14 protein-coding genes are annotated in these 14040 nt (G+C 66.1%); 7 read left to right on the top strand and 7 right to left on the bottom strand.

What is annotated here, in order from left to right; all coding sequences use genetic code 11:
* Window positions 1–14: 14 nt before the first annotated feature.
* The 5 genes from BKG60_RS30765 to BKG60_RS30745 form a co-directional block, all read right to left on the bottom strand.
* Window positions 15–2099: a PhoX family protein gene (locus BKG60_RS30765; protein WP_075910465.1), complete on the bottom strand. Its 2085-nt coding sequence runs from the start codon at window positions 2097–2099 to the stop codon at window positions 15–17.
* A 103-nt stretch (window positions 2100–2202) separates the two neighbouring features.
* Window positions 2203–3093, bottom strand: a complete 891-nt coding sequence (locus BKG60_RS30760; protein WP_075910464.1) for an alpha/beta fold hydrolase — start codon at window positions 3091–3093, stop codon at window positions 2203–2205.
* 84 nt (window positions 3094–3177) lie between these two features.
* Window positions 3178–4269: an inositol-3-phosphate synthase gene (locus BKG60_RS30755; protein WP_070185120.1), complete on the bottom strand. Its 1092-nt coding sequence runs from the start codon at window positions 4267–4269 to the stop codon at window positions 3178–3180.
* A gap of 57 nt (window positions 4270–4326) precedes the next feature.
* Window positions 4327–4872, bottom strand: a complete 546-nt coding sequence (locus BKG60_RS30750; RefSeq protein WP_070945661.1) for a PadR family transcriptional regulator — start codon at window positions 4870–4872, stop codon at window positions 4327–4329.
* Window positions 4873–5048: 176 nt separating this feature from the next.
* On the bottom strand, window positions 5049–5921 hold the full coding sequence (locus BKG60_RS30745; RefSeq protein ID WP_120765086.1) for a DUF1707 SHOCT-like domain-containing protein: 873 nt from the start codon (window positions 5919–5921) through the stop codon (window positions 5049–5051).
* A 70-nt stretch (window positions 5922–5991) separates the two neighbouring features.
* Here BKG60_RS30745 and BKG60_RS30740 point away from each other — a divergent pair, with 70 nt between their 5' ends.
* The 3 genes from BKG60_RS30740 (at window position 5992) to BKG60_RS30730 (ending at window position 10623) form a co-directional block, all read left to right on the top strand.
* Window positions 5992–6414, top strand: a complete 423-nt coding sequence (locus BKG60_RS30740; protein WP_070185122.1) for a DUF5318 domain-containing protein — start codon at window positions 5992–5994, stop codon at window positions 6412–6414.
* A 175-nt stretch (window positions 6415–6589) separates the two neighbouring features.
* Window positions 6590–8974 (top strand): transglycosylase domain-containing protein, encoded by a 2385-nt coding sequence (locus BKG60_RS30735; protein ID WP_075910463.1) that lies wholly within the window; start codon window positions 6590–6592, stop codon window positions 8972–8974.
* Complete coding sequence (locus BKG60_RS30730; protein WP_075910462.1) at window positions 8971–10623, top strand: glycosyltransferase family 87 protein; 1653 nt, start codon at window positions 8971–8973, stop codon at window positions 10621–10623. The genes BKG60_RS30735 and BKG60_RS30730 overlap by 4 nt, the downstream gene beginning before the upstream one ends.
* 33 nt (window positions 10624–10656) lie before the next feature.
* Here BKG60_RS30730 and BKG60_RS30725 read toward each other — a convergent pair whose 3' ends face one another.
* Window positions 10657–11256, bottom strand: coding sequence for a hypothetical protein (locus BKG60_RS30725; RefSeq protein ID WP_083650389.1), 600 nt, complete (start codon window positions 11254–11256; stop codon window positions 10657–10659).
* Complete coding sequence (locus BKG60_RS30720; RefSeq protein WP_083650388.1) at window positions 11253–11864, bottom strand: hypothetical protein; 612 nt, start codon at window positions 11862–11864, stop codon at window positions 11253–11255. Before BKG60_RS30720 ends, BKG60_RS30725 begins: the two co-directional genes overlap by 4 nt.
* A 392-nt stretch (window positions 11865–12256) precedes the next feature.
* Here BKG60_RS30720 and rpsF point away from each other — a divergent pair, with 392 nt between their 5' ends.
* The 4 genes from rpsF to rplI all read left to right on the top strand — a co-directional run bounded on the left by rpsF (window position 12257) and on the right by rplI (window position 13886).
* Window positions 12257–12547, top strand: a complete 291-nt coding sequence (rpsF, locus tag BKG60_RS30715; protein WP_070184899.1) for a 30S ribosomal protein S6 — start codon at window positions 12257–12259, stop codon at window positions 12545–12547.
* 68 nt (window positions 12548–12615) lie between these two features.
* A complete protein-coding gene (locus BKG60_RS30710) occupies window positions 12616–13122 on the top strand; it encodes a single-stranded DNA-binding protein (RefSeq protein WP_075910508.1) in 507 nt (168 codons plus the stop codon).
* 36 nt (window positions 13123–13158) lie between these two features.
* Window positions 13159–13419, top strand: coding sequence for a 30S ribosomal protein S18 (gene rpsR / locus BKG60_RS30705; protein WP_003884147.1), 261 nt, complete (start codon window positions 13159–13161; stop codon window positions 13417–13419).
* A gap of 11 nt (window positions 13420–13430) precedes the next feature.
* Window positions 13431–13886, top strand: coding sequence for a 50S ribosomal protein L9 (rplI, locus tag BKG60_RS30700; protein ID WP_070184900.1), 456 nt, complete (start codon window positions 13431–13433; stop codon window positions 13884–13886).
* Window positions 13887–14040 lie beyond the last annotated feature (154 nt).

The raw sequence follows: 14040 nt of genomic DNA, 5'->3' as shown, positions 1-14040 counted from the left end.
ATTCCCGAGCGTACTCAGACGGTGCCGATCTGGCCGCCCGGCTTCCACACCGCGACCACGGCGGGCCGGGCGGGAGTGTCGGCACCGCCGGGCCAGTGCGACAGGGGCTTGTCGAGGGAGTGGTCGTCGCCCTCGCCCGGGTGCTGCACACACACCGTGACGAGATCGTCGGTCACCACCGGACCGCACGTCTCGGCGCCGACCGGCACGGTGAGGAACTGCTTGGTCTCACCGCGGTTCGGGCCGTCGAGCGCCACCGCGAACAGTCCGTCGTTGGAGTCGAGTGCGTTGCCGTCGGTCGAGATCCAGAGGTTGCCGTGGCTGTCGAAGGCAAGGTTGTCGGGGCAGGAGATCGGGCTGACCTGTTCTTTGTCGAATCCGGCGTAGTAGGTGTCGGCCGCCTTGGGGTCACCGCACACCAACAGCAGATCCCAGGTGAAGTCGGTGCCGATGTGATTGTCGGTGATCTCCAGGACCTGGCCGCTCTTGTTCTCGTTGCGCGGGTTGGCCGCGTCGACGCCGGCCTTGCCCTCGGTGCCGCGTTTGTCGTTGTTGGTCAGTGCCACGTAGACCTTGCCGGTGTGCGGGTTGGCCTCGAAGTCCTCGGGCCGGTCCATCTTGGTGGCGCCGGCCTTGTCGGCGGCGATACGGGTGAACACCGCAGCCTCGGCAGCGGTGACGCCCTCGACGAGCGACTCGGCCTGTCCGTCAGGCCCGGATTTCAGCAGCGGGATCCAGGTTCCGGTTCCGGAGAAGGAGCCTTTGGCGGGGAGCTTGCCGGTGCCGTCGATCTGCGCGGCGGGGATGTCGCTGCTCAGTTTGGCCACGTACAGCGTGCCCTCGTCGAGGAGGGTCAGGTTGTGGGCCATCGCGGCGGGATCCCCGGTCTTCCAGCCGGGGGCGATCTTCTTGGCGGAGACGAACTTGTACATGTAGTCGAAGCGTTCGTCGTCTCCGGTGTAGACCACCACGCTGCCGTCGCCGGTCACGTACACGTTCGCGCCCTCGTGTTTGAGCCGGCCCAGCGCCGAGTGCTTGACGGGCGTCGACGCCGGGTCCCACGGGTTGAGCTCGACGACGTAGCCGAAGCGATTGACCTCGTTGGGGGTCTTGGTGAGGTCGAAGCGCGGGTCGAAGTCTTCCCACTTGAGCTCGGAGCGTTCGTGCTCGATGCCGTAGCGGTCGAAACGCTCGGTGTCGGCCGGCTCAGGCGCTGGGGCCCCTTCGGCGGCGCCGAAGTACCCGTGGAAATTCTCTTCGCCGGAAAGCACTGTGCCCCAGGGCGTTACGCCGCCGGCGCAGTTGGCGAAGGTGCCGGCGACGGCCCGCCCCGTGGAGTCGGCGGCGGTCTTGACGAAGTCGGTGCCTGCGGCAGGCCCGGTCAGCGCGAACGGAGTGTCAGCGGTGATCCGGCGGTTGTAACGGCCCATCACGGGTTTCAGCGCGCCGTCGGTGCCGCGCTCCACCTCGACCACACCCATCCCGACCGCGGCGATCTCGATGTCGAACTGCTCGCGGGTGGGCGCTGCTGCGTCGTAGCCGGGGAACATGAATTCCGGCGTGACGTACTCGAAGTTGGTCACCAACAGATACCGGTTGGCTTGTCCTTCGATCGGCAGGAGTGCGGCGAAGTCGTTGTTGAACCCGAACTGCTTGCGCTGCGAGTCGGCGCTCTGCCGGTTGATGTCGAACATCGGGGCGTCGGCCAGTACCGGGTCGCCCCACGCGATCACGACCCGTTGCTGGTAGCCGTCCGGGATCACCACGGCGTCTTCGGTGTTCGGTGCGACGGCGGCGAACTTCATTCCGGGCGGCGTTTCGACGGGTAGCGCGGCCGGTGCGGGTGTCGGTCCGGGCTTTGCGTCGGTACCGCAGGCAGCCAGGGCGGTTCCGGCCCCGACGGCCAGCACGGTGACACCGGCGGTCTGCAGCATCGACCGGCGTGACATCTGTTTGACGATGTCGCCGAAATACTCGTTGTCGGTGGTGTTGGGCGCCGGCTTCGAACACGCGTCGCCACATCGGTAGCGGCAGGTCACGTGCTGACGCGACGACGTTCCACGGTGGGTGACAAACAGATTCAACGGTACGAGCGGCATTCCGCGCAGATCCTTCCGCCAGACATCGGCCGCGGGCTGAGCGGCCGGACTGGCGGAAACCTACGGGAGCTGAACTAGCAGCGGGTTAACAGCAGGCAACCTGCTAGCTATCGAGGAGGCCGCGCAGGATCTCGACGAGCTTGGCCGGCTGATCGCCCTGCACGGAGTGGCCGGAGTCGGCGACGACGTGCGTGCGCTGGAACCCAGGCGCGGAGCCGGCGAATGTCGCGGCGTCGTCGTCGTTGACGAAGAACGAGTTGGCGCCGCGGATCAGCGTGGTGGGCATGGTGATCGCCGGGACGTCGTCCCAGAGCCCGTCAAACCCGTCGCCGGTGCGGAACGTGTCGTAGCGCCACGTCCAGCTGCCGTCCTCGAGCTGTTTGGAGTTGTGGAACACGCCGCGCCGCAAAGAATTCCGGTCCCGGTGTGGGGCGGCGGCGACAGTGACGTCGAGCATGGCCTGGAAGCTGGGGAACGTGCGGTTCTCCTGCACCAGGGCGACGGTGCCCATCTGGGCTTTGGTCATCTCGTTGTGCCGTTCGGGTGCAGACGGCGTGACGTCGACGAGCGCGAGCTCGGGGACCAGCCGTGGCTCGGTTGCCGCGATCCGCAGCGCCGTCAGGCCCCCCAGCGACATGCCCACCACCAGCCGTGGGCTGGGAGCGTGGGCCTCGAGCACCGGAATCAGGGTGGCGGCATTGAGTTTCGGGCCGTAGTCACCGTCTTCGCGCCAGGCCGAGCGGCCGTGGCCGGGCAGGTCGACGGCCAGTGCGGGCTCACCGAGGCCGAGGATCACGGTGTCCCAGGTGTGTGCGTTCTGACCGCCGCCGTGCAGGAACACCACCCGGGGTGCCGCGGTGCCGAACTTCAGGGCACTGACCGGCCCCTGCTCGATGCGTTCCACGGGTGGTATCGCGGTTGCGCCAACCTGTTCGGCGTTCTCGTGGAGAAGCCCGAACTCGTCAAGACCGATCAATGCGTCGTCGCTCACCACGCCCCGACCCTAACCCGGAAACGACTCTGCGCCCAGGGCGGAGTCGTGCGAGAAGCACGTGCCCTGGGCGCAGAGTGAAAACGACTAGTCCGCGATGAAGCTTTCCAGCTCGATGCGCGCGACATCGTCGGCGATCTGCTTGGGCGGGCTCTTCATCAGGTAGGCCGATGCTGCCTCGATGGGACCACCGATGCCACGGTCCTTGGCGATCTTGGCGGCGCGCACCGCGTCGATGATGACGCCGGCCGAGTTCGGCGAGTCCCAGACCTCGAGCTTGTACTCCAGGTTCAGCGGCACGTCACCGAAGGCGCGGCCTTCCAGGCGGACGTAGGCCCACTTGCGGTCGTCGAGCCACGCGACGTGGTCCGACGGGCCGATGTGGACGTTCTTGTCCTCGACCTTGCCGGCCAGCGAACCGGTCAGGTTGGAGGTGACGGCCTGGGTCTTGGAGACCTTCTTGGACTCCAGACGCGAGCGCTCCAGCATGTTCAGGAAGTCCATGTTGCCGCCGACGTTGAGCTGGTAGGTGCGGTCCAGCGTGACACCGCGGTCTTCGAACAGCTTGGCCATCACGCGGTGGGTGATGGTCGCGCCGACCTGGCTCTTGATGTCGTCACCGACGATCGGGACACCGGCGTCGGCGAACTTCTTGGCCCACACCGGGTCGGAGGCGATGAACACCGGAAGCGCGTTGACGAAGGCCACGCCGGCGTCGATGGCGCACTGGGCGTAGAACTTGTCGGCCTCTTCGGAGCCCACGGGAAGGTAGGAGACCAGCACGTCGACCTTGGCGTCCTTGAGGGCCTGCACCACGTCGACGGGCTCGAAGTCGGAGACCTCGATGGTGTCGGCGTAGTACTTGCCGATGCCGTCGAGAGTCGGGCCGCGCTGCACCGTCACGTTGGTGGGCGGCACGTCGGCGATCTTGATGGTGTTGTTCTCGGAGGCGAAGATCGCCTCGGACAGGTCGAATCCGACCTTCTTGGCGTCCACGTCGAACGCGGCGACGAACTTCACGTCACGCACGTGGTACGGGCCGAACTTCACGTGCATCAGGCCCGGCACGGACGCGTTCTCGTCGGCGTTGTGGTAGTACTGCACGCCCTGGACCAGGGATGACGCGCAGTTACCGACGCCGACGATGGCGACCCGGATTTCTCCTGCGTGCTCAGACATGGACGATCTCCTTACTCGTTCTGTGTGCTCGGCCTGGGGCCTTGTGCGGGGCTGTGCTCATGCGTTCTCCGAGCGTCCCTGCGCGGTACGTTCGGCCGCGATCAACTCGTTGAGCCACTTGACTTCTCGTTCGCTGGACTCCAGGCCCAGCTGGTGCAGCTGACGGGTGTAGCGGTCGAAAGAACTACTGGCCCGCGCCACGGCTTCACGCAGGCCTTCCCGGCGTTCCTCTACCTGACGGCGGCGCCCCTCCAGGATTCGCATCCTGGCCTCTGCCGGAGTGCGATTGAAGAAGGCCAGGTGGACACCGAACCCGTCGTCGGAGAAATTCTGTGGCCCCGTGTCGGCGACCAACTCGCTGAACCGCTGCTTGCCGGCATCGGTCAGCTGGTAAACCCGCCGAGCCCGGCGCACCTTGGTCGGTCCCAAGGGTGCGGCGTCCTCGACGATCAGGCCGTCGGCCTGCATGCGTCGTAATGCCGGGTAGAGCGATCCATACGAGAACGCCCTGAACGCCCCCAACAGACCCGTCAATCGCTTGCGTAGCTCGTAGCCGTGCATCGGTGCCTCGAGCAAGAGGCCGAGAATTGCAAGCTCCAGCATCGAGATCACCCCTTTCGACAGATCAGATGGAATTGATCGCTACGACGGACCAACACCTCGGCCAACTGTATCGCGCCGATATATTTGGCGCCAAGTGAATGCCGATCGGCAGTCGATTGTCACGCTGGCGTGGCTCCCGGTCCCGAGCGCCACGCCAGCGTGACGCTCGAGCTCGCTCAGCCGTTGTTGCGGTACATGCTCTTGACGGCGCCGTCGGGGTAGAGGTCGATGCGGCCGCCCCCGAAATCGCTGCTGACGATGACGGCGATGTTGATCGCCTCGGGTGTCGAAGGGTCTTCGGACGGCGTGATGCGCAGCCACGTGCTCTTCACGTCGGCACGTTTGGTGTTCAGGGTGTCGGGTGCGCCCCGCATGATGCCGAGGACCTTCTCGTAGTCGAAAGCGGCGAGGTCGACGAGACGGTCGTTCTTGTCGACGGTGCGCGGATCGGTGCTCGGGTCACCCCAGCCGCCGGTGTAGCGGTAGTAGACCTTCTTGCGGCTGTCCTGCGGGTCCGGTCGGTACAGCAAGGCCGAATCGGGATCGATGTGCAGCTCGAAACCGATGGTGGCGCCGAACTTTTGGCGCATCTGCTCGAACAGTCCTTTGACCCCGTTGAGCGATTGCAGCTGTGTCGGCGGGGTCAGCACGACCGGGTCGATCCCGTCGGGCACGGCGCCCGGGTCGGGGTTGAAACTCAACGGTGAGGGGGTGTTTCCGTACAGGCCCCAGCCGATGCCGATGCCGAGCACGACGAGCACCGCGGCCGAAGCCAGCCGCAGTCCCCACCCGGAGCCGGCGGGCTTGCGGATGCGCGGCAGCCGGGGCTTGGTCAGCGTCGGCAGCTGCACCGGTGCGCTCGAGGTCTGCAGATCGGCGACCAGCCGGGCCAGATCGCCCAGCGTCGTGGCATTGGTGGCCGCCGACACCCGTTGGCGGTGTTCTTCCATGGACAGCTGGCCTTCGCCCAGCGCGTTGTCGAGCACCTTGCAGGTGTCGTTGCGGTCGCTGTCTTTGGCCCGCGTGTTCGAGGGTTGCCGGGTTGCCACGGAAGATGATCGTAGGAGGTGTGACGCGGTCGCGCCTCGGTGTGCAGGGGGCCGACGTACTCTGGTCATCGTGCGATTGCAGAGACAGGTGGTGGATTACGCGCTTCGGCGTCGGTCCCTGCTGGCTGAGGTCTATTCGGGGCGCACCGGCGTCTCGGAGGTCTGTGATGCCAATCCCTACTTGCTTCGCGCGGCAAAGTTTCACGGCAAGCAGAGTTCGGTGATGTGTCCGATCTGCCGTAAGGAGCAGCTCACGCTGGTGTCGTGGGTTTTCGGTGATCATCTGGGCCCGGTGTCGGGCTCGGCCCGCACCGCGGAGGAGCTGGTGATGTTGGCAACTCGTTACGACGAGTTCGCAGTCCATGTGGTGGAGGTATGCCGCACCTGCAGTTGGAATCATCTGGTCAAGTCATATGTCCTGGGCGCGCCGAAGCCGCCGAAGGCACGTGGCACTCGAGGCGCGCGCAAGTCGGCGCGTACGGCCAGTGAATAACGAAGGGCGCCATAGCCGGTCAGCCAACGACATCCGTAATGCGGCTGACCGTCTCGGCGCGCGCGAAAACCGGCCGCCCGCTCGGGAGAAACCGCCTGCCCGGGACACGCCCCCGGTCCGGGAGCCCCGGCCCCCGGCGCGCGAGGCAGGACCTCCGCGACGCGAGAACGGTCCCGTGGGACGGGAAAAAGGGCAGGCGGGCCGTCCCGGCCGTCCGGCGTCACCGCCCGACGATCGGCTCACCACGGTGCTGCCTCCGGTTCGCGACGGTAAGCCGGCTCCACTCGATGTCATCAGAGCTGCGATGGACGGCACCCCGGCGCCGAAACCGCAGCCACCCAAATCGCCACCTCCGCCGCCGGGAGGCGGCCGTGGCTCGGGCCCCTCGGGTCCGTCGGGTCAGGGGCCCAAGCCGCCGGGGCAGTTCCACATCAACTGGAAGCTGATCCGACGTCTGTCGATCGCCGCCGTGGTGGCGATGATCCTGCTTCCTCTGGTGACGTTCGGTATGGCGTACCTGATCGTCGACGTCCCGCAGCCCGGTGACATCCGCACCAATCAGGTGTCGACGATCTTGGCCAGCGACGGCAGCGAGATCGCCCGGATCGTTCCCCCCGAAGGCAACCGGGTCGATGTCGGGATCGACAAGATCCCCGAGCATGTCCGCAACGCGGTGATGGCCGCCGAGGACCGTGACTTCTACTCCAACCCCGGCTTTTCCTTCACCGCCCTGTTGCGCGCGATCAAGAACAACTTGGTGGGCGGTGACCTGCAGGGCGGTTCGACCATCACCCAGCAGTACGTCAAGAACGCATTGGTCGGCGACGAGCGCTCCGGCATCGGCGGTTTGATCCGCAAGGCCAAGGAGCTGGTCATCTCGACCAAAATGGCCAGCGAATGGTCCAAAGACGCTGTGATGCAGGCGTATCTGAACATGATCTACTTCGGCCGCGGTTCATACGGCATCGCCGCGGCCGCCAAGGCGTACTTCGACAAGCCTGTCGAACAGCTCACCGTCGCCGAGGGCGCATTGATGGCCGCATTGATCCAGAGGCCGTCGACGCTGGACCCGGCCGTGGATCCGGAGGGCGCGGCCGAACGGTGGAACTGGGTACTCGACGGCATGGTGGACATCGGCGCGCTGTCGGCTCAGGACCGTGCCGAGCAGGTGTTCCCGCCGACGGTGCCACCGGACCAGGCCCGCCAGGAGAACCAGACCACCGGCCCGAACGGACTGATCGAGCGCCAGGTCACCAAGGAACTGCTGGATCTGTTCAACATCAGCGAGCAGGCGCTGAACACCGAAGGTCTGCAGATCACCACCACGATCGATCCGCAGGCCCAGCAGGCCGCGGAAAACGCGGTGTCCAAGTACATGGACGGGCAGGATCCCGACATGCGGACCGCGGTGGTCTCCGTCGATCCGCGTGACGGGGCGGTCAAGGCTTACTACGGTGGCTCGGACGCCAATGGCTTCGACTTCGCCCAGGCCGGTCTGCCGACGGGTTCGTCGTTCAAGGTGTTCGCGCTGGTCGCGGCCCTGCAGCAGGGCATCGGTCTGGGCTACCAGGTGGACAGCGGGCCGATCACGGTCAACGGCATCGAGATCACCAACGTCGAAGGCGAGGGGTGCGGAACCTGCTCGATCGCCGAGGCGCTCAAACGCTCGCTGAACACCAGCTACTACCGGCTGATGCTCAAGCTCGAGAACGGCCCCGAGGACGTGGCCAAGGCCGCGCACGACGCGGGCGTCGCCGAGAGTTTCCCCGGTGTCGAGCACACGCTGTCCGAGGACGGCAAGGGCGGTCCGCCGAACAACGGCGTGGTGCTGGGTCAGTACCAGTCCCGGGTGATCGACATGGCCTCGGCGTACGCCACGTTGGCCGCCTCGGGCGTCTACCACAAGCCGCACTTCGTCCAGAAAGTCGTGAACTCGTCTGGCCAGGTGCTGTTCGATGCCTCCAGCCAGGACGAGGGTGAACAGCGCATCGACAAGGCAGTGGCCGACAACGTGACCTCGGCCATGCAGCCGATCGCCGGCTGGTCCCGCGGCCACAACCTGGCCGGCGGCCGCGCCTCGGCCGCCAAGACCGGTACCAACCAGCTCGGCGACACCGGTGACAACCGCGACGCCTGGATGGTCGGCTACACGCCGTCGCTTTCGACTGCGGTCTGGGTGGGTACCTCCGAGGGTGTGGAACCGTTGAAGACGGCGTCCGGCGGCCCGGTGTACGGATCCGGTCTGCCGTCGGACATCTGGAAATCCACCATGGACGGTGCCTTGAAGGGGACTGACAACGAGAAGTTCCCGAAGCCGACCGAGATCGGCGGTTATGCGGGTGTGCCACAGGCCCCGCCTGCCCCGCCGCCCGGCACCCTCCCGCCGGGCCCGCAGGTCTCGGTGATGCCTTCGGAGACCGTGATTCAACCGACCATCGAAGTGGCCCCGGGCATCACGATCCCGATCGGCCCTCCGACGACCGTGCCGATCGGACCGCCGCCGGGAGCTCCCGTTGTGCCCGGCGAACCGGGCGTTCCGGTACCGCCGCCACCCCCGTGACGGACCGGGTATCGCCGGCTCCGCCGGCAGGGCTGGATTCACCGGCTCCGCCGGCAGAAGACCGGCGGAGCGCCGACGACCGCGACCTCCCCAGCCGCAACGACCGGCTGGCCGAGGCGTTGTCGCAGACCGTCGGTGGACCGGTCGGCCGTCATGCTCTGATCGGCCGGTCACGGTTCATGACCCCGCTGCGGGTGATGTTTGTGATCGCTGTGGTGTTCCTGGCGTTGGGCTACACCACAAAGGCTGCCTGCCTGCAGACCACCGGCAAGGGGACCGCGGGCGAGCGGGTGGCCAACTGGGAGAACAACCGGGCGTACTACGAGCTGTGCTATTCCGACACGGTTCCGCTCTACACCGCAGAGTTGTTGAACCTCGGGAAGTTTCCCTACAAATCCAGTTGGGTCGAGAACGACGCGACCGGCAACCCGCGCATCCAGTACGACGGCAGTCCGGCGATCCGCTACATGGAGTACCCGGTGCTCACCGGGCTGTACCAGTACGTGTCGATGTCGTTGGCCAAGACCTACACCGCCTTGACCAAGCTCGTATCGGTCCCGCTGGTGGCCGAAGTGGTGATGTTCTTCAACATCTCGGCGTTCGGCTTGGCGCTGGCCTGGCTGGCCACAATCTGGGCTACGTCGCGAATGGCCGGCCGGCGGGTGTGGGATGCCGCGCTGGTGGCGGGTTCGCCGATCGTGATCTTCCAGGTGTTCACCAACTTTGACGCATTGGCCACAGCTTCCGCGGCGGGCGCGATGCTGGCGTGGTCTCGGCGAAAACCGGTGTGGGCCGGGGCGCTGATCGGAATCGGCGTGGCGGCCAAGCTGTATCCGCTGCTGCTGTTCGTCCCGCTGGTACTGCTCGGGCTGCGCACCGGGCGGCTGCGGGCGGTCGGCAAGGCGGCATTGACCGCGGTCGCCACGTGGCTGCTGATCAATTTGCCGATCATGGTGCTCTTCCCGCGGGGATGGTCAGAGTTCTTCCGGCTCAACACTCGTCGCGGTGACGACATGGACTCGCTCTACAACGTGGTCAAGTCGTTCAGCGATTGGCGCGGCTTCGATCCGGACCTGGGCTTCTGGCAGCCGCCGGCGGTGCTGAACACGGTCACCGCGGTGTTGTTCGCCGCCTGCTGTATCGCGATCGGCTACATCGCGTTGACCGCGCCGCAGCGGCCGCGATTGGCGCAGTTGGCATTCCTCGTGGTTGCCGCATTCTTGCTGACCAACAAGGTGTGGAGCCCGCAGTTCTCGCTGTGGCTGGTGCCGCTGGCCGTCCTGGCGCTGCCGCATCGTCGCGTCCTGCTGGCATGGATGACGATTGACGCGCTGGTGTGGATACCGCGCATGCTCTACCTGTACGGCGAGCAGAACAAGGGTCTGCCCGAGCAGTGGTTCACCACTACGGTGCTGCTACGCGATCTGGCAGTGATCGGGTTGTGCGCGTTGGTCATTCGCCAGATCTACCGTCCTGAGCTCGACCTGGTGCGCCACGGCGGACGCGTTGATGATCCCACCGGCGGGGTGTTCGACCGGGCACCTGACCAGCCGCCGCGTTGGCTACCGGATTGGCTGCGGCCCTCGGCTGACCGCGTCCGCATCGAGCCCAAGCCGGATCCAGAACCGGAGTTGGCGGACGCCAGATAGACGCGACGTATGAGGCGCGGTGTCACGCGCAGGTCAGTACGCCGGATAGGGCGGTTGGTACTGGACTGCCACGGGACTCGGCTTCGCGCGGATCCATCTTGCGGTCGGCGGCAGCATCGTCAGGACGAGCGTCAGAATCGGAAAGACGAAGAGCGGCACTGCGATTGTGAGGACGGCGCCCCCGTCGAAGTCATACTTCGTGAGCTGCTCAGCCAGAACCGCCAGGCCGGTCAGGATGGCCAGGCCGCAGCCGCCGATGACGAGCCGCCGCCCGTTCATGTTGCGCCGGAACAGCAGTATCGCCCCGATGAACAGCGCCAGTCCGAAGCCGGCGCCGAACAGGACCACGACAGCGCCCACGATGTCGAATGCGTGGTCACTGACCATGGTCACCACAGACAGCGGGCTGAAGCAGAGGCCGGCCAGCCCGCCCAGTAGTGCCAGGATGCCTGCGAGGATCCCCGTGGCACCGCTCGGCCCGCCGGGCAGCTTCGGCTGTGGATGGCCCGGGTAGCCGGACGGCGGATAACCGGATTGCTGCGGCCACCCCGGTTGTTGGGACCAACCCGCAGGTTGCGCATAGCCGGCCTGCTGCGGAATCCCTTGCCCATGAGGCCCGTACGGATGGTTCATACGTCCCTCTCGAGATCCTTCCGATCCCGTTTCGCCTGGATCCATGCCGTGGTCGACGGCAGCACGGTGACCACGATCGTGGCGAGGGGCAGCACAAGGCTCAAGATTGCCACGGCGCTGATCTGGTAGACGCCATAGCGGGCTGTCGCGGCGAGACTCAGTCCGAGGCTGATCAAGCTGCCCAGGATGATCAACACGCAGCCGCTGACGATGAAGCGGCGGCCGATCATCTTGTGCCGCAACAGCGCCACCGTACCGGCGAGGAGCAAGAGTCCGCAGGCGACACTCAACAGGGTCGCGAGGACGGTCAACGCCAGCGCCCCTGGGGATCTGAGGGCCAGGGTTCGCATGCCCGCGTCACCGGCCAGCGCGGCCAGTCCGGTCAGACCGACTACGCCGTTGCCGAGGGTCAACAGGGAGCCGATCCCGGCCAGGACGACCGTGATGATCGCGGTCACCCGGTTCGGCGATGCCGCGGCAGCCTCGGGGGGCAGTGCTGCAGGCAGGGTTTCGCCCAGTGGGTATCCGGGCTGTTGATGGCCGAGTTGTTCTGGATAGCTGGGTTCGCCGGGAAACTCCTGGTCCTGGGTTCCGCGCGGAGTGGTCACTACTGCTCCGATCCTGATGTCAATTCAACTCGGATAGGGCGGATGAAACTGGGGTGCAACGGGATCGGGTCTCGCCCGGATCCATTCGGTCGCCGAGGGCACCATGGCCGGCACCAGCGTTGCGCTGGGGAACATGAGACCGAAGACGAAGTCGAACACGATCAAGGCAATCAGCGCGGCGTATCGCCCGCCGGAGAGCGGGGCCCTGCCCGTAAGGCCCGAACGGATAGTTCACGCAATCCCCCTAGACTCCAGAACCAAGGACTCACCTTATCCGGATTTCGCAGATCAGGGCGATTTCGGGTAGCCTGGGCCGGTTGCCGACGCAGGCGACCCTCCTGCCACGGAATCCACCGTGGCCGTACACGACCAGAGGAGGTGATGAGGTTCTAATGCGTCCATACGAAATCATGGTCATTCTCGACCCCACACTTGACGAGCGCACCGTAGCTCCGTCGCTGGAGACGTTCCTGAACGTCATCCGCAAGGATGGCGGGACCGTCGAAAAGGTTGACATCTGGGGCCGCCGCCGGCTGGCCTACGAGATCGCCAAGCACGCCGAGGGCATCTACGCCATCGTCGACGTCAAGGCTGAACCGGCCACCGTGTCGGAGCTCGACCGTCAGCTCAACCTGAACGAGTCCGTGCTGCGGACCAAGGTGATGCGGACCGACAAGCACTAAAGGCGCTCAGTCGTCGGCGGGGCTACGTAGGCTTCGCGCAAACGGACATGCCTACCCAGGAGGATCTCGTGGCTGGTGACACCACCATCACAGTTGTCGGAAACCTGACCGCTGACCCGGAACTGCGTTTCACCCCGTCCGGCGCAGCCGTCGCCAATTTCACCGTTGCTTCCACGCCGCGCATGTTTGACCGGCAGACCAATGAGTGGAAGGACGGCGAGGCGCTGTTCCTGCGGTGCAACATCTGGCGTGAGGCGGCCGAGAACGTGGCCGAGAGCCTCACCCGGGGTTCGCGGGTGATCGTCACCGGTCGGCTCAAGCAGCGTTCGTTCGAAACCCGCGAGGGTGAGAAGCGCACCGTTGTCGAGGTCGAGGTCGACGAGATCGGTCCGTCCCTGCGCTACGCCACGGCCAAGGTCAACAAGGCCAGCCGTAGTGGCGGCGGAGGCGGCGGCTTCGGTGGTGGTGGTGGTGGCGGCGGTGGTTCGCGCCAGGCCGAGCCCAAAGACGATCCGTGGGGCAGTGCACCGGCGTCCGGTTCCTTCAGCGGGGCCGACGACGAGCCGCCGTTCTGATCAACAACGAAAATTTTTGCAAGGAAGAGATAACCAATGGCCAAGTCCACAAAGCGACGGCCGGCACCGGAAAAGCCGGTCAAGACTCGTAAGTGCGTGTTCTGCTCCAAGAAGGGTAAGGGGCAGGTCATCGACTACAAGGACACCGCGCTGCTGCGCACCTACATCAGCGAGCGCGGCAAGATCCGCGCCCGCCGGGTGACCGGCAACTGCGTCCAGCACCAGCGCGATGTCGCCATCGCGGTGAAGAATGCCCGCGAGGTGGCTCTGCTGCCGTTCGGCTCGTCGACGCGGTAGGGGATAGACCAATGAAGCTGATTCTCACCGCTGAGGTGGAGCACCTGGGTGTCGCGGGCGACACCGTCGAGGTCAAGGACGGCTACGGCCGCAACTACCTGCTGCCCCGTGGGCTGGCCATCGTGGCTTCCCGTGGTGCCGAGCGCCAGGCCGAGGAGATCCGCCGGGCACGCGACGCCAAGTCCATCCGGGGTGTCGAGCACGCCAACGAGCTCAAGACCGCTCTGGAGAACCTGGGCGAGGTGTCGCTGCCGGTTCACGCCGCCGCCGACACCGGCAAGCTGTTCGGCTCGGTCACCGCGGCGGATGTCGTGGCTGTGATCAAGAAGGCCGGCGGCCCGAACTTGGACAAGCGCACCGTGCAGCTGCCCAAGGCCCACATCAAGTCCGTGGGCACGCATCCGGTTGTCGTCCGGCTGCACACCGGGGTGGAAGCCAAGGTGACGCTGTCCGTCGTCGCGGAATAAGCACCGCGCGGAGGAGTCCGTAGCGGAGTAGATCCGCCAGCACTCGATCGCCCGGGTGGGAGCCTGCAGAGGTTTCCGCCCGGGCGTTTGCTGTATCTCTGGCGAACCCGTTGCGGGCAACTCTGGACAGCGAAGCACACTCGGTGTTAACCGG

Source organism: Mycobacterium syngnathidarum (genome assembly GCF_001942625.1).
Lineage (GTDB): Bacteria > Actinomycetota > Actinomycetes > Mycobacteriales > Mycobacteriaceae > Mycobacterium > Mycobacterium syngnathidarum.
The sequence above is the reverse complement of the archived record's forward strand: the minus strand, read 5'-3'. Positions and strand labels throughout refer to the sequence as shown.